Below are 15,666 nucleotides of genomic sequence, written 5' to 3' on the forward strand. Positions count from 1 at the left end.
CCCTGCCCCCCTCCACCCGGCAGCGGCCCCATCGGTCTAGATTGCTCAACGCCAGCCTTCTCGCCCACCGCTTTCGCATCGAACCCGAGATCCTCCATCGCCGACTCCATGGCAGCACCCGGTTGGATGCCCGCTTCATTGAAGGCATCGACGATGGAGGTGGCATCGGACGCGCTGAGGTTGTCGGCATCGAAGTTTGCCAAGGTGTCCTTCATGGTCTGTTGCTGCGCCTCAGACAGCGACTGCGACTTGTCCATCCTCGGAGCTTGTTGCATCACCGAAGCAAGATTGCTGCTGATCGAGTTGATCATTGTTCTCTCCAAGACTGCGCCAAAGGCAAAGGGCTTCGCAATCCGATGAAACGCGCGGCTTCACGCGCGCCCGTCATTGATTGCAGATTCCTTATCGGCGACCGACGATCGAACCTTAGGGGCGAAATGCGAGGTAAATGTGAGGATGCATCGAGAGCCTTCAGGTTGCGGCAAAAATGGCCCCATCGAATAGCATGGCCCCATCGATCAGCGTTGGCTGCCGGCGATGGAAGCCGCGACAGGAAACCTGTGCCGGTCTCGCCAGTCGCGTGTCGTTTCCCGATCGAAATGGAAAGGCCCGAAGCGGGGCCAGATCCCCGCTTCGGGCCAAGTAGCCACCCCTGGCCTCGCGCCGTTACTCGGCTGGCGCGCTGTTTTCCATCAATGCGGCCTGCAATGCCTCCACCGTAACGCCCAGCGCGGCGGCTGCCGCCTCATAGTCCGGCTCACCCTGACCAGGTTCGCCCAAGGCGGCGATCAGCGCCTCTTGCGTGACGCCCAATTGCGCCGCGACAGCCGCCATGTCTGGCTGCGCGTTGCCCGTTCCACCTTCTGTGGCATCTGCATCGACGGCTAGTGCGGCCTGCAATGCCTCCACCGTGACGCCCAGCGCGGCGGCTGCCGCTTCATAGTCCGGTTCGGACTGACCAGGGTCGCCCAAGGCGGCGATCAGGGCTTCTTCCGTGACGCCGAGTTGTTCCGCGGCAGCGGCAAAGTCAGGCCGCCCATCTTGAGCCCCGCCTCCGGCGCCACCCGTGTCACCGTCCTTGAAGACGACGATGCGCGTCTCGTCATCACCACGATAGGTCCTTGGATCACCATTCGGCGTTTCGGTCACACCACCACCGCGCACGAGACGGACATGGTGGTAAAAGACTTCGATACCCGAACCATCGGAGACGGCTTCTGCCTTGGTGTCAAAGACAACCGAGCCTGCACCATGCAAATCGTAGCCGTCCATGTCCGTGTTATAGCCAAAGGCTAGAACCCAGGCATAAATCTTTCCGCCATCCGTGATTTCCTCATCCTCACCCTGTACTGGATTCGATGTGCTTGTCCAGTAGAACGGATAATCGGTTTGACCCTTTATATTCGTGAGCTTAGAAAGATTGAATACGCTTGTATCGATAGCCGGGAAGACACCGGAGTAATCGGCAATACTCTGTATCTCCTTCGCATTGGGTAGGCGCCAATCGTCATAGCCGGCAATCGTGGCATTTTTAGCATAAGCCAATGCAGCTTCCCAGTTTACTGCCTCGCCGTTATCATCCTGCATCCACATCAGACCGGTCGCATGATCGGTTACGGTGCCATCACCGTTGTCCACAAAGTCGTTGATGCCGTACTCATCACCGCTGACACAGCGTACGAATCGGCTACCGCTCATCGCTTTGATGTGTCCGGTCCAGTCGTTGACGATCCATGCGGGATCACCTTGCACCTGCTCGTTCTGAAACTCGCTTTCGACCAGATAAAGATTGCTCGTCCATGAATGATGCTGCGAAAGCGATGAACCATCACCGACAAGATGGAAATAGTCGGTATCCACCCATGGCCAACCCGTTGAGAAGTCTCGAATCGACCAGAGCTCTTTTAAACTTGGCAGGCGCCAGTTGGTGATATTGCCGATCTCAAGCGATGCGCAGTAACCGGATGCATCGGACCACGGCATGGCATAGCTCGAGATCTCCTGTGTCCAGACCAGACCCGTGACGTTGTCGGTCACGGTGCCGTTCACGTTGTCCGTGTAGCTGGGCACGGCGCCTGTGTATTGCGCATCCTGACCGTAAAAGGCGCTCCCTTCGGCGGGACAGTCGATGAGGTCGCTATTGTCGTAGCAGGTGCCCTGATTCGTATCGACGATGGGGTACTTCAGCGTCGTCTCCGTATCGTCCTCCAGATTCAGCTGCTCGGCTAGACAGATCATGCGGGCTTGCTGGCGTTGCTGCCGCTTCGCCTCGTCGGCCAGCCTGTCATAGACGCTGATCCTGCCGTCGGCGTCGGCGTCGATCTCGGCGAAGCGCGCCTCGTCATGCAGCTCACCGGCGACCTGGAATTCAATCCGGTCCAGCGAGCCATCGTCATTGGTGTCGGCCGCGTAGAAGGCCGTGGCGGAATCCGGGCGATCCGGCAGCGCATAGCCCAAAATCCCTTCCATGCACGCCTCGCGGACATCCTCATCCTGGCCGTCCGGGACGTCACGGTCAGTGGCGGCGGAGAACTCCTCCAACGACAGAGCGCCATTGCCATCGATGTCCTTGTAGCCGAAACGGATTGCCGACTGGTAAGGGTACAAGGTCGTGCTGGCACCATCTCGGTTGCCTCTATCAGCATCCCTCGCAAAGCTGTCGATCCCGACCAGTGTGCTGCCGATGAGCGACAGACTCACTACAGTGATCGAGAGTGTCTTTTGGGTCATGGAAAACTCCTCCGTTGATGTGGGGCAACGCCGCGGTGATTGCGGTTGCTCCCTCCGCTGGAGAACACGATACGAGAGGAGATTGAGAAAATCACGGGAACAAATGAAGGAAACTGTGAGGCGATGCAGGGCGGGAAGGTCCGCCATCGCCTCGCTAGCCGTCGAACACGAACCCCACACCGTAGACCGATCGAACGATCTCACGCTCGGGTTCGACCCGGGACAGCTTCTTGCGCAGGTTTTTCATGTGGCTGTCCACCGCCCGCTCGCTCACGTCCAGATTGCCCTCGGCGATCAGATCCAGCAGGTTTGCCCGCGAGAAGACCCGTCCGGGTCTGCTGACCAGGGCCTGCAAGAGCAGGAATTCCTTCGGCGTCAGGGCCAGGCTCAGGCCCATGAAACGCGCCTGCCAGCGTTCGGCGTCGATCTCGACGAGCGGGGCCTGGATCGCGTCCGCCGCTCCTTGGTCCCGGGGTCTCAAGCGGCGCAGCACGGTCTTGACCCGTGCCACCACCTCGCGGGGCGAGTAGGGCTTGCAGACGTAGTCGTCGGCGCCCAGCTCCAGGCCGAGCAGGCGGTCGATCTCCTCGACCCGGGCGGTGACCATGATCACCGGGAGGTCCGAGGTCTTGCGTACCTCGCGCAGGATGCTCAGGCCATCCAGTCCGGGCAGCATCAGGTCCAGCAGCAACAGGTCCGGGGGCGAGCGGCGGATGTGGGCCAGGCCCTCGACCCCGTCTGCCTCGACCGCGGCATCGAAGCCGTCGCGTAGCAGGTAATCCAGCAGGACCTCCGCCAAGTCCGGCTCGTCCTCGATCAGCAGGATCTTGGTCTGATCCATGTCATGGCTCCAGGGGTAGTTCGATGCGGATGCACAGGCCGCCGAGGTCCGAGCGCGCGGCCGTCATCGCTCCTCCATGACCGGTCACCAGGGTCTTGCAAATGGCGAGGCCCAGACCGGAGCCGCCATAGAGGCGGCTGCGCGAGGGCTCGGCCCGATAGAAGCGTTCGAACAGGCGGCCCAGGGCCTGTTCCGGGGGTGCGGGGGGTGTGTCGTCGAACTGCAGCCGCAGGCGCCCTCCCCCCGCGCTCGCCGCCACGCGCAGCCGCCCCCCACTCCGGGTGTAACGCAGGGTGTTCTCGATCAGGTTGCCGAAGACCTGCTGCAAGCGCTCGGCGTCGGCGCGGATACGCCAGCCCGGATCGATCTGGGGCAGGCCGCTGGTATCCAGGGCCAGGTCGGCCTCGGTCAGGCGTGGACGGAAATCCTCCAGGGTTTCGCGCAGGAGCTCCAGGGGCTCCAGGGGGGTGAGGTGCAGATCGAACTCCGCGCTGTCCCGATCCAGGGTTTGCCGCAGGTCGTCGACCAATTGGCCCATCTGCATCACACGCTTGAGCAGGCGGGCCAGGGTCCGCTCATCGGCGCTGCGCACCCCGTCCTGCATCGCCTCGATCTCGGCGCGCAGCACGGCGATGGGGGTGCGCAACTCATGGGAGCTGTCCGCCACCCAGCCTCGGCGGGCCTCTTCGGTGCGCGCCAGCATGTCCGCCATGGCGTTGAAGTCGGCCGCTAAGGCGCTGAGTTCATCCGATCCGGGCACGACGATCGGTTGGGACTGACGACCCTCGGCGATCTCCCGCGTCCCTCTCGCCAGGGCCTTGATAGGCCCAAGGAGTTGACGGGCGAGCAGCGCGGCCGCGATGAGTGACAGGGCCAGCGCCGCCAGCGCGGAGAGCCAGAGGTCACGGGTCTGGGAGGCCAGGAAAGCAGCGCCCTGCGCCGCCCCTGTGGTCGGCGCGAGCAGGTTCAGGGTCCCGACCGTCTCGCCCTGGAATTGGATCGGCCGGCTCGCCGAGGGGCCGTCCCCGACCCGGTTGCCGTAAAGGATCGCTCCGGCGGCGTCGCGGATGGACAGCCGTGGTCCCAGCTCCAGCAGATCACCGGGGCCGCCACCAGGTCCGCCACCAGGTCCAAGCACTGGCGGTCCGAATGGCGGGTTGCGACCGAAGGGCGGTGGTTGGTGACCATCGAAGCGCCCCGGGCCGGCAAACGCCCGCGGGTCTTGGTGGAACGGCGGGCGCCCGGACTGGGCCTCGCGGAGGCTGTCCGATGGTGGCTGCCCCGCGTCTTCCGAAGGCCGATCCTCGCCCGAGAACTGGTTGCTGTCGGGCCGCGACTCATCGCTTGGACTTGGCTGGTCGGATGGCGGATCCTCAGCCCGGGGCGAGCGCCCTAGCTGCTCCTCGCGGAGACCGTCCGGTAGTGTCTGAAGCGCGCCGCCCGCGGGGCGATCCTCACCCCCGATCCGGTTGGCATCAGATCGAGGTTCCGCGCTGCGCCCTGTTTGCTCAGAGGGCAGATCCTGGGTCCAGGGCGGCCCATCTTCCGGGGGCGGTGGGGGCCAGTTCTGCAGCGGTCCGGATGGGTCGAAGGCGCCCCCCCAGGGCAGGTCACTGTCATCGAGAAAGCCCCAGCCACGCTGCCCGGCATAGGCGTCCTCGATCCGCGCGAGCAGCCAGTCGAGCCGGGCGATCTCGGTCTCGGCCACGTAACGGTTGAAGCCTTGTTCCAGGTTCCAGCGGGTCAGACCCAGCAGCAGTCCCGCCAGGATCAGAGCCTGGGCAAAGGTGGCGAGGAAGACCTTACGCTGGATGGTGAGACGAATCATAAGATCGTTTCGGCTCGCGTTGTTGCTGGGATCAGGTCCACCGACCAGGCGGGGATGCCATGATCGCCCTGGTTACCCACACCCACAAGCCCAGCCCCGATGTCCTCGCGACCGGGCACGGCCAGCCGAAAGCCCACGGGACCCTCCGTCTCGCTCAGCAAGCCGACGCTCTCGGCGCGGATGGCACCGCCGAGCGCGGCGATCCGATGCTGGCCCCTTTGGACCCAGAGACCGAGCTTCCCGTCCCAGTGGCGCTCATAGTGGCTAACCAGGTTGCCGCCCAATGGCGACCCTAGCCGGACCCGCAGCCGGTCCCGGACGCCAAGCCCCAGCACGCCGGCCGAGGGGGCGTCGTCCCAGCCATGCCCCTGTTCGGTCAGGGGGGTGAGGCCAAAGGCAAGGACGAAGGCATCCAGCGTCGGGTCCGTGGCACCGCCACGCTGGTAGAGGGAGAACAGCAGGTCGTTGTGGCTGGCCAGGATACGGCCCCCCCGGTTGGAGACCAGCTCGGTCTCGCCGTAGAGCCCGACCATGACGGCCAATGTCCAGTCGCCCCCAGGCACGGCGAACCGCCACTGCCGTCCGGGTGCCAGTCGCAGCGCCTGGGTCAGACCCGCATTGGGCGTCGGGTTGGTGACGACCGCGCCCCGCGGCGGGGTGCCGTCCAGGACCAGGCGCCCGTCGTCGCCCACGAAGCCAGCGAGGTGAAAGGGACGGGTCGGCGCCCCGAGCCAGTCGCCCCGCTGGACGTGCAGGTGCAGGTGGGGTTGCGTCGAACGCCCGGAGTTGCCAAGGCGCGCGACGGGCACGCCCGGCATGACCTGCTGCCCAGGGAGCACCAGGACGCTGCCCTGGCGCAGGTGGGCGAGCAGGACGCAATCGCCGCCACCGATCCCGATCAGGACGTGATTGCCCCAGTTGTCCCGGACGTTGATCTCACCGGGGGCATGGTCGGGGACATCGTTGCGGCAGGCGAGCACGGTCCCCCAGGCCGGTGAGACGACTGGCAGGTCGAAGGCATGGTAATCGGTGAGCGCGGCACCCTGACTGCGGAAGCTCAGACCCCGTTCGGTGCGCACGAAGTCCAGGGCGTAGCGCCAGGGTCCGCGGTGGGTGTGGGCGCCGTCCATCGACTGCGAGACCTCCATGCGCCCGACGAAGGGCGGACGCAGGGCGACACTGGCGGGGTCGACACCACGCGCCTGTTGCAGACGTCGAAGGCTCAAGCCCTCCTCCGGGCGGGCGGGGAACGGGAGCCATTGGCGCGCCCAGAAGGCGCTGCGTTCCGGGCGCAGGGCGGCGCTCATCAGCCAGGTCGCCAGCAGGAAGGGTGCCGAGAGCGGCGGCAGGCCCAGGGGCCAGAGGGTCCAGAGCAAGGCGGCCGAGAAGGCGGTCGCGGCGACGACGCCTGCCGCCGTCACGGCCAGGCCGCGTCGCCCCAGGTTCGTCTGGGAGCCGAGGATCAGGGCCGTCAGGGCGCCGTTGAAGGCGGCCAGCATGGGCAATGCGCCTCCGGTCGCATCCCCACCGACCGCGACCAGGCCCCAAGCCAGGCCGCCCCCGGCGAGGGCCAGCGCCCCCAGCACGGGAGACACGAGCAGTACCGCCGCCAGCACCAGCATCCCCGACACCGGATTGGCGACATAGAACAGGGCACCCAGGGTGCTCAGGGCGCTCGCGAGCGGTGTTCCCAGCCAGTCCGGGGCCGACAGGGCCGTGGCCCAAGCCTGCATTGGGATGCCGAGTGCCTTGGCCGCCGACAACAGGGTCCAGGCCGCGCACAGGAAGGGCGCCCCCAACAGGGGCAGTTCCCGCATCTGTCGCAGCAAGGGTCCCAAGGCCGAGGCCAGGACCACGACCAAGGCCCCGCCCAGGGCGGCCAAGACGAGCAATCGCCCATCGCCGCCGTGCAGGGCACCCAGCACCAGCCCAACGTAGATGGCATTCAGCACCTCCGCCTCCCCTGCCAGGGCCGGCAGGCGCAGCAGGGCGCGCGCGCCGAGCGCGGCCAGGCCTGCCGTCAGGCCGAGCAGCCCGACGCCCGGAACCATCAGTGTCGCGGCCAGGACCAAGATCCCGGCCCCCGGCCCCGGGGCCAGGAACAGCGCCCCGTAGGCGATCAGCAGCCGCCTGGCGACGCCCCAGGGCGCGCTTGAGCCTGCCATGTCAGCACACCGCCCGCGGCCCGATCGGCTCGACCGGGTGCAGCCGCGCCGTGTCGTGCTGGGCTCCAGTCACATCCCCGATCAGGCCTGTCTCGTCGGACCAGGCGCAGCGCAGGCGGTCCGGCAGATGCTCATGGGCACACAGGGTGTCGAGGTCCTCGGCGCCGCGGATCACGCTGACCTCCCGGTCCCCGTGGACCATGACCACCGCCGGGCGGTATTCGATGAACTGCAGCCACTGTGTCGTGTTGTAAGCCCCAACCGGGGAGATCACCAACCGGTCGCCAGGCGCCAGGGGCGGCAGTTGGACCGCGCTGCGCACCACGTCGATGTTCATGCACAGGGGACCGTAGAGCGCCGTGGCGCGCGGCTCGCCCCGCGGCGGGGAGGCCAGGCGGACCTGATGGTTGTACCAGAAGGCGGTGAACAGCAGATTGACGCCGGCATCGAGGATGACCGCCGGATTCCCGTCCGGCAGTTGCTTGCGGCCGACCACGGAGGCAATCAGCACCTGGGCGTCGTCCACCACCGCGCGCCCGCTCTCCAGGATCAGCCGCGGGCGCTCCTCGCCCTGCGCCAGCCGGTAGGCCGTGCCCGCGCGAAAGGCCGTGCAGATGGCCTCGGCATAGTCCTCCAGGTCCGGGACCGCCTGGTCCGGCGGCAGATAGGTCCCTTGCAAGGCATTGCGCGAGGGCAGGCCGCCGCCGATGTCCAGGTAGCTCAGACGCGTCTGGCCGTCGGCCTCCACCTCCTGCATCAGGTCGCACAGGGTCTTGACCTGGACCGCGTAGGCGCGGGGGTCGAGGATGAAGGTGCCGATATGGTTGTGCAGCCCCACCAGCTCGAGGTGGGGGCTGGCCCTGACCCGGGCGATGGCCTCCCGGGCCTGGCCGGACTCCAGGTTGAAGCCGAAGCGGCTCCAGGTCTCGGTGAAACCGGTGTCGAAGTTCAGGCGCAGCGCCACCGCCGCCGGGGTTCCTCGGTGACGGGCGATGTCCTCGATGGTCGCCAACTCGTCGAAGTGATCCACGTGCAGGTGCGCGCCCTCGGCCAGGGCGCGCTCCAGGATGGCCCGCGGCTTGTGCGGCCCGTTGAACAGAATCCGCTCGCCGGGTACGCCCAGGCGGCGCGCCTTCTCGTACTCGAAGCGCGACACGACCTCGGCCCAGGACCCCTCCTGATGCAGGACACTGCATACGGCGGCGTTGTAGTTGGTCTTGTAGGACCAGCCGTGGATGGGGTCCACCCCGCGCGCGACGAAGGCCTGGCGCAGCCGCCTGACATTGGACCGCAGTCGGTCCTCGGAGGTGACGAACAGCGGCGAGCCGAAGCGTTCCGCCAGGTCCTCGACGGCGACTCCGTCGATGGCATCCTGAGTCTCGGGGCCTGCCCGGCGCTGGCCGAACTTGTTGAGTCGGTTGAATTCCAGGGGGCGGATGCTGGGAGCTTCCCAATCGTTTGCGTGCATGTCGATGGTCCTCGACGATCGTGGAGTGGCGGCAGGACAGTGAGCCGGATCAGGCACTCAGCCGGTGGCGCGATTGCGCGGGTTGGCGCTGGGTGGCACCCGTCATGGTCACGCTCACCAGGTCGTCCATCTCCACGATCAGATCGCGGGCGTGACGGATAAAGGTGACCCCGGGGCGCGGCTCGGCCAGCGGCAGATCCGCGGCGGCGGTCCCGTGCAGCAGGGCCAGCAGGGCGGCCGGCAGGTTGCGGCCAACCCCGTGGGAGAGGTAGACCCAGGCCGGGAAGCGCGGATTGATCTCGATCAGATGCAGGGTGCCGGCGGCGTCGCGCAGCAGCTCCAGCTCCAGAGGGCCGCGCCAGGCCAGCGTCCGCATCAGGCGCTCCCCGGCGGCGAGCAGATCGCTGTCGTCGATGGCCACCCCGGCCCATGCCTTGCCCTTCTCGGTGACGGCCTGCTTGCGCATCATCACCGGCCCGATCAAGGCCCCGCTGCCGTCGCCCAGGGCGGTCAGGTTCACCTCCTCCCCGGCGACGTGCTCCTGCACCAGCACCGGGTAGCCCCAGGCGTCGGCGATCTGGCGAAAGCGCTCGGCGGCCTCCTCCGGGTCGTGCACCACGAAGGCGTCGTAGAACACGCCCTTGACCACCAATGGCCAGGTCCAACCGCCCTCCTCGGGTCTGGTGCAGCGCTCGAAGAAGCGCAGGTCGCTGATCGGCCGCACCCGTGGCGTCGCCACCCCGGCCTGGGCGCACAGCGCCGGCAGCCGGTCCTTGTCGCGGCAGCGCAGTTGGGCCCGACTGGGAAGCAGCATGCGCACCCCCCGCCTGGCCAGGGTCGGCTCCAGGTCGATGAAGTTGGGCAGCTCGGCATCCAGGCTCGGAATGATGGCGTCGATGCGCTCGCGACTCAGAATGTCGTCGAGCCGCTCCAACAAGGCCTCGCTGCCGCTGGCGGGATAGGGCAAGAGGTAGCCGCCGGCGCAGTCGTCCGGCTGATAGAGCCCGGCGTCGAGGGTCTCGTAGCCGAGGCCAAGCACGCGCCCGCGAAAGCCGCTCGCCTCACTGAGGCAGCGCGCGACCGCGCAGCCCGGCCCGGGGTTCTCCGGGCTCGCGTTGATGCCCGTGACGGCGAGGTTCCACTGGGACCAGGGTGAGGCTCCGATGCGCGCGATCATGACAAGTACCTCCGAATCTGGCTGTAGAAGGTCTCCAGCGCGGCGGCCGCCACCGCCGGGTGCTGGGCGTAGCGTGCGGCGAGTTCGCCGATCACCTCCGGCCCCGGACGTCCGGCCTGGGTCAGTTCCAGGACAAGTCGACCGGTCGGGTTGACGCAGAAGCTGCGGCCCGTCCTGCGGTCAAAGGCATGGCCGTCGTCGCTCAAGACCAGATCGCCGATGCGCGGCGGTGGAGAGGCGTCGGATCGGTCTCGGGGGGCAATGGTGGCTGGATCGCTCATATCGGCCTTCTGTTCGGCTGGTGGTCAGTTCCAGCGCATGGTGGAAGACGATCTGGGCGCGAGGTGGGAGAGACCTGGGGGGAATTGTGAGGAGAGGTGCCATTTCAAGGACACTTTGAGGCGAACAGGCTACCGCGACGAACTCCAGGCATCCTCCTCCGGGCAGTCAGGGAGGCGAAATTCTAGGATTCGCTCACCCGACTCCCTGCCCTTCTTCCTGCACCACGACACCGGTTGAGAGGCGGTGGAAGGGTCCGTTCCGGACCCAGATCAGCCACTGAGCCAGGCCACCCGACTGAACGTCGTGTCGCATGAGCAGACATTGAAGCCGCCGGAAACCGTCACTTGACCTTCGCCTGTACCTGTCTCCGCAAGAATCCTGACGGCAGTCCGGCCTCGGAGGCAAAGCCGCCGCCTCTCAACTGGTCAGGAAACCATCGCCGTTGCGTACCTGGGTGATCGCGTTAGTGTCGCCGATAGAGCGGGCCGAACTGATCGACGAACTGCTGCGCAGCTTCGATCCACCGGAGGACAGTCGTGTCGCCGATGCTTGGAAAGCCGAGGCGGAGTCGCGCATCGATGCGTACGAAGCGGGGCGCTTGTCTGCCGATTCAGCGGAAGCCATGTTCGCGCGGATCAACACGCGGTGAAGGTTCGTGTCCTGTCCTGCGCGGAACGCGAATTCGCGACCGCCGTGGATTTCTACAACACTGAAAGACCCGGCCTCGGCTACGAGCTGCTTCTCGGGCATCGCAAAATCGAGAGCACTGTCCGTGACTTGGGAGTGGAGGTTGACGACGGACATCGCCGAGCACATCGAGTGCTAAATGGTCATTCTTCATGAGGGAGAGGGGTGGGCCTCCCTCGGGGTACTTGAACAACAGCACCCGTCGGGAGAGTCTCTTGGCCGGCTGAATAGGCCGTTTGGCCAGAGGGTCTCCGTCGCGCCGGGGCTGGTGGACCCCGGCGCCGCAAAACCCGCGCTTAGTCGTCGCTCGCCTCGGCGGCGGAGATGACCGCACCGCTCGCTGGGTCGACCATCACCTCCATGACAGTCTTGTCCTTCAGTACGAAGACTTCATACACCCACTGGTCTTTTGCCTGTTCATACTCGGCAAAGGCAGCCCGTCCGCCGACATGCTGCTCCGCGGCGCTGATCGCCTCAGTGAGACTGATGTTGGCGTCGCCGCTTGCCAGGGCATTGCTCACTGATTCGCCGGCAACGGCAGTACCGGCGGCGGAGACCAGGGCCAGAAAGAGGATTGGGATATGGCGTTTCATGCGTATCACTCCGTCTCTAGGTTCACGCGGATCGTCGCGTAGCCCAGAGCCTACTCGCCAAAACTTAGCTGAAAATTAGAGTCACGGGGTGACCCCGCCGACGGGAGCGGAATCGCTGGCCGGAGGTTAGCGATTCAGGTCGGGCGTCCCTGCCCGAGGGGGGGGAATGGTGCCGGCGAGCCGATCAGCGGCCGCCGCGCTGCGGGGGGCCGCCCTCCGGCTCACAGGCCAGCTGATCGCTGTCCGCAAGTGTGCTGCAGGTGCCCGTGATGGTGTCGTCGTGGCGACCGGTGAAACTGCATGAATCCTGTGCGCTCTTGCCATCGCAAGCCGCGATCGCCTCGGGCGGCGGACCGCGTCGGCCCCCGCGGTCGCCGGGACCGTCGCCGGGGCCGGGCCTGGCGCACGCGGTCGTCGCCAGGCCGGCGAGCAGCAGGACAAACAGTGCAATCATGGCGTTGGTTCGATTCTTCCGCATCTGAGACTCTCCGATTTCGTTAAGGTGGCTCCAGTCTAAGACCCGACTGAGGCGTCGCCTTGAGGGAATCGTGAGCGCATCGTGAGGCTGCCACGGCGTTCGGTGTCAGGTGGACAGCGAACCGTGCGGCGTCGGCCATCCCGCGCGCGATGGGGCCAATGGCCCTTCAGCCTCGATCCGGCAGTTGACCGCTGCGTGCTTTATGCAACGCCTTGACCGCAATGAAGATATAAGACTTCCGTCACCTCACCCGCCGGGTGAAGCCACCTCTACGCGCGAGCGGACCGACATCGACGCGCCCATGACGCACGGACAGCAGGCGCGGATCGGGGGTGCGTCAGATGGACCCGGTCGGGCATGCAGCCGCTCGCAACCCGCTCCTGAACGTGCTCGACGATCCTGCCGAGCAGGCGTTCTTGGACGGTGCGGTCCATGTTCTCGATCCTGTTCAGGGCGTGTCGGGCGTGGTCGGGGGCTCATCCGTCGGCACCCGCACCGGCGGCGCACAGCCGAGCCGTCGGGCGCGGCGGGCGAAGCGCCGGTCATCGAAGGTGTAGAGGGCCTCGCAGTGGTGGCTACCGGCCAGATGCAGGGCATCGGCGAAGTCCATGCCCTCGGCGGTGAGCGGCAGGGCGGCGGCGATGCGCTCGGACTCCTCGGTATTGACGTGACCCAGTCCGAGCAGGTGCTCGAGGACGCGGACGATCTGTGCGGCCTCGAAGCGGTAGAAGGCCCGCAGGACCCATTCCAGCTCCAGCACCACGGTCAGGGGTACGAACAGGCTGGGGCTGTCCGTCATGATCGCTCGCGCGACGGGGCGCTGCTTGGCGGCCTCCGGATCGCCCGGGTCGTCGACATAGAAGCGGGCGAGGATGTTGGCATCAAGGGCGATCATCTGCCTCGGCCCGCATCGCCTCGGCCACGTCGAAGTCCGCCAAGCGGCGCTTGCCCGGCAGGTCGCAACGCAGCATGCCGTAGCCGTCCTCGGCGTGGGACGGCGGTATCGACTTCAGCGGGCGTACCCGGATGCTGTCGCCTTCTAGCTCGAAGTCCAGCTTGCTGCCAGGCACAAGGCCGAGCCGGCGGCGGATGACAGCGGGGATGACGACTTGGCCCTTGTCGGAAACGGTGACGGTAGGCATGGCAATCTCGATGTCTTACTCGGTAAGAGAGATTACAGAGATAACATGCATGTCCGCCGTCTACAACGCCATCGGGCCGAATACCCACCCGGCGACACTCGCCGGCGCGCATCGTCTCCCGCGCACGATCGCGGGAGGAGAGCAACCATCCCTGGCTTGGGCGTTCGCTTCACCATCGCAGCTCATCGGCCCGAACGGGAGGCGTATCGACCGAGTCGCGACGCTGGTGCGCACCCTCATCCTGGATGCGGACGCGGTGGATGGGCGCAACGGATCGACACCGAATCACTACGGGGTGATGCCCGGTCGATCAGCCGGCAGACGAATATCGATCGCCAGGCCCCCGGCGTCCGCGGCCCTGGCCTGGATGCTGCCGTGATGGGCCTCGACGATGTTGCGGCAGATCGCCAGGCCGAGCCCGGCGCCGCCCTTGGCGCGTGAGCGCGAGGTCTCGACGCGGTAGAAGCGGTCGAACAGGCGCTCCAGCGCCTCGGGCGCGACGCCGGGGGCGGTGTCCTCCACGCTCACCCGAATCCAGGCTCCCGCGCGGCTCGCCACGACCCGCGTGACGCCGCCGGAATCGGTGTAGCGCAGGCTGTTGCCGAGCAGGTTGTCCAGCACCTGGCGCAGGCGTCCGCGATCCCCGTCCATCGGCAGCGCGTCGTCGCACTCCAGACGCAGCGCGATGCCTTGGCGCGCGAAGGCGCCCTCCATCTGAGAGACCGCCGCCTGGACGGTCTCGCCCAAATCCAGCGGCGAGAAGCGATAGGCCAGCGCGCCCGCGTCCGACAGGGCCAGGTCGTAGAGGTCGTCCAGCAACCGCACCAGCGCGATTAGGCGGCCCTGGAGCTGCTCCAGATTCGCCTTGGTGCAGGGCCGGATGCCGTCGATGAGGGCGTCCAGCTCGGCGCGTGCCACGGCAACCGGGGTGCGCAGCTCGTGGGACACATCGGCCATGCCGCGGCGCCTGAGTTCCTCGTTGCGCTCCAAGGTCGCGGCCAGGCGATTGAAGTCCTCGGACAGGGCGCTCAGCTCGTCGTGGCCGTGGTCGACGATGCGGGTGTCGAAGTCCCCGCCGGCCAGCTGACGCGACCCGCGCGCCAGGTTGCGGATGCGCCGCAGGAGCCCCTCGCCGAACACCCAGCCGACCAGGAGCGCCAGGGCGAGCACGCCGACGGAGATCCAGGCCAGCGAGCGGTTGTGCTGACTGTTGAAACGCTGGGCGAGATTGTCCTCGAACCACTGCGGGGGCGACAGCAGCAGCCAGCCGATCACGGCCCCGTCCGACTCGATCGGCAGGCGGAAGGGCTCTTGCGCAATCGGCGACACGCCGGCCACCTGGTGGCCCTGGGCGTCGAGCAGGTGGACTCGCAGACCCAAGAGTTCACGCGGCGCGGGCATTGGGGGCCGCCCCGGACCGGGACCCGGCGGACGACGCGGCGGCCCCAGCTCGTGCGGTGCCTGGGCGCCCTGCGCGTGCGGACCTGGGGGCGATTCCTCACCGGGCTCATCCGGCGCCCCAGGAGGCGGCCCGGGGGGCCGCGCGCCATCCGGCTGGAGGGTGTCATCGACGAAACGCGGCCAGGCAGCGGGATTGCGCTCGAAATACTCCCAGGAGTCGCTGCGGGCATAAATCGGCAGTAGCGCCTCGCGCAGGGGGGCGATACGCGTCAGCTCCTGCTGACCCAGGTAGTCGAGAAAGCCGTGCTGGAAGCTCCAGCGGGCCGCGAGCGCCATGGCCAACACGGAGACGAGGCTGGTGACGCCGAGCATGAGCAGGAGCTTCGTCGTAAGACCGATGCGCATCGATTCGAGTACCTCCTAGTTGTTCCAGGTTCAGAAGTTGTTCCGGGCGCAGAAGTTGTTCCGGGCGCAGAAGTTGTCCCGGAGCGCAGGATTGCAGATTGAGACCGCTCGAACGACCCCTCGCATCGACGCTCACAGTTTCCTCTCAATCCCCCCCCGGTTTTCCCAAGCTCGCCGCGTATCTTCTCGACCAAAGCAGCCGGCCGCGTGCCGCCGAGCCAGTGCAACGTCGCCCATTCAGCGTCGTCAATTCAACTTTCTAGTGCAACAGAGTGGAAATCCCGAGACTGTTTAATCATTCATGCTGCGAGCGGCTTTCCCTCATAGGTCCAGCGGAAGGGCTTGGCCAACGTGCGATTGAAGAAGTCGATGAAATCGCTGATGCGTTTCTGAAGGTCGTCGATGGAGGTGAAGTTGCCACGGCGCAGGACTTTGCGCGCCAGGATCGAGAACCACATCTCGATCTGAT

The 15,666-nt window shown here is 66.6% G+C and carries 14 protein-coding genes; 1 reads left to right on the plus strand and 13 read right to left on the minus strand.

What is annotated here, in order from left to right; all coding sequences use genetic code 11:
• The 8 genes from CKO23_RS21500 to CKO23_RS21535 all read right to left on the minus strand — a co-directional run.
• Window positions 1–311 (minus strand): hypothetical protein (locus CKO23_RS21500; RefSeq protein WP_200334900.1); only part of this gene is annotated, 311 nt, incomplete at its 3' end.
• 355 nt (window positions 312–666) lie between these two features.
• Window positions 667–2,730 carry an Lcl domain-containing protein gene (locus CKO23_RS21505; protein WP_200334902.1) on the minus strand — a complete coding sequence of 688 codons (2,064 nt, stop codon included), beginning with the start codon at window positions 2,728–2,730 and terminating at the stop codon, window positions 667–669.
• A 154-nt stretch (window positions 2,731–2,884) separates the two neighbouring features.
• Window positions 2,885–3,571: a response regulator gene (locus CKO23_RS21510; protein ID WP_200334904.1), complete on the minus strand. Its 687-nt coding sequence runs from the start codon at window positions 3,569–3,571 to the stop codon at window positions 2,885–2,887.
• A gap of 1 nt (window position 3,572) precedes the next feature.
• Window positions 3,573–5,399: an ATP-binding protein gene (locus CKO23_RS21515; RefSeq protein WP_200334906.1), complete on the minus strand. Its 1,827-nt coding sequence runs from the start codon at window positions 5,397–5,399 to the stop codon at window positions 3,573–3,575.
• Complete coding sequence (locus CKO23_RS21520) at window positions 5,396–7,564, minus strand: urea transporter (RefSeq protein ID WP_200334908.1); 2,169 nt, start codon at window positions 7,562–7,564, stop codon at window positions 5,396–5,398. The genes CKO23_RS21515 and CKO23_RS21520 overlap by 4 nt, the downstream gene beginning before the upstream one ends.
• A gap of 1 nt (window position 7,565) precedes the next feature.
• Window positions 7,566–9,032: an alanine racemase gene (locus tag CKO23_RS21525; protein WP_200334910.1), complete on the minus strand. Its 1,467-nt coding sequence runs from the start codon at window positions 9,030–9,032 to the stop codon at window positions 7,566–7,568.
• A gap of 49 nt (window positions 9,033–9,081) precedes the next feature.
• Entirely contained in the window at window positions 9,082–10,209 is a 1,128-nt protein-coding gene (locus CKO23_RS21530) for an ATP-grasp domain-containing protein (RefSeq protein WP_200334912.1), read from the minus strand.
• The gene (locus tag CKO23_RS21535; protein ID WP_200334914.1) at window positions 10,206–10,490 is read right to left on the minus strand and encodes a PqqD family peptide modification chaperone; all 285 of its coding nucleotides are present in this window, start codon (window positions 10,488–10,490) and stop codon (window positions 10,206–10,208) included. The genes CKO23_RS21530 and CKO23_RS21535 overlap by 4 nt, the downstream gene beginning before the upstream one ends.
• Before the next feature lie 467 nt (window positions 10,491–10,957).
• Here CKO23_RS21535 and CKO23_RS26790 point away from each other — a divergent pair, with 467 nt between their 5' ends.
• Window positions 10,958–11,140: an addiction module protein gene (locus CKO23_RS26790; RefSeq protein WP_369408010.1), complete on the plus strand. Its 183-nt coding sequence runs from the start codon at window positions 10,958–10,960 to the stop codon at window positions 11,138–11,140.
• A gap of 334 nt (window positions 11,141–11,474) precedes the next feature.
• Here CKO23_RS26790 and CKO23_RS21545 read toward each other — a convergent pair whose 3' ends face one another.
• The 5 genes from CKO23_RS21545 to CKO23_RS21565 form a co-directional block, all read right to left on the minus strand.
• Complete coding sequence (locus CKO23_RS21545; protein WP_200334918.1) at window positions 11,475–11,771, minus strand: PepSY domain-containing protein; 297 nt, start codon at window positions 11,769–11,771, stop codon at window positions 11,475–11,477.
• 184 nt (window positions 11,772–11,955) lie between these two features.
• The gene (locus CKO23_RS21550) at window positions 11,956–12,249 is read right to left on the minus strand and encodes a hypothetical protein (protein WP_200334920.1); all 294 of its coding nucleotides are present in this window, start codon (window positions 12,247–12,249) and stop codon (window positions 11,956–11,958) included.
• A gap of 448 nt (window positions 12,250–12,697) precedes the next feature.
• Window positions 12,698–13,144, minus strand: coding sequence for a type II toxin-antitoxin system VapC family toxin (locus tag CKO23_RS21555; protein WP_200334922.1), 447 nt, complete (start codon window positions 13,142–13,144; stop codon window positions 12,698–12,700).
• Window positions 13,131–13,391 carry an AbrB/MazE/SpoVT family DNA-binding domain-containing protein gene (locus tag CKO23_RS21560; protein ID WP_200334924.1) on the minus strand — a complete coding sequence of 87 codons (261 nt, stop codon included), beginning with the start codon at window positions 13,389–13,391 and terminating at the stop codon, window positions 13,131–13,133. Before CKO23_RS21560 ends, CKO23_RS21555 begins: the two co-directional genes overlap by 14 nt.
• Before the next feature lie 288 nt (window positions 13,392–13,679).
• Window positions 13,680–15,197: an ATP-binding protein gene (locus CKO23_RS21565; protein ID WP_200334926.1), complete on the minus strand. Its 1,518-nt coding sequence runs from the start codon at window positions 15,195–15,197 to the stop codon at window positions 13,680–13,682.
• Window positions 15,198–15,666 lie beyond the last annotated feature (469 nt).

Source organism: Thiocystis violacea (assembly GCF_016583565.1).
Classification (GTDB): domain Bacteria; phylum Pseudomonadota; class Gammaproteobacteria; order Chromatiales; family Chromatiaceae; genus Thiorhodococcus; species Thiorhodococcus violaceus_A.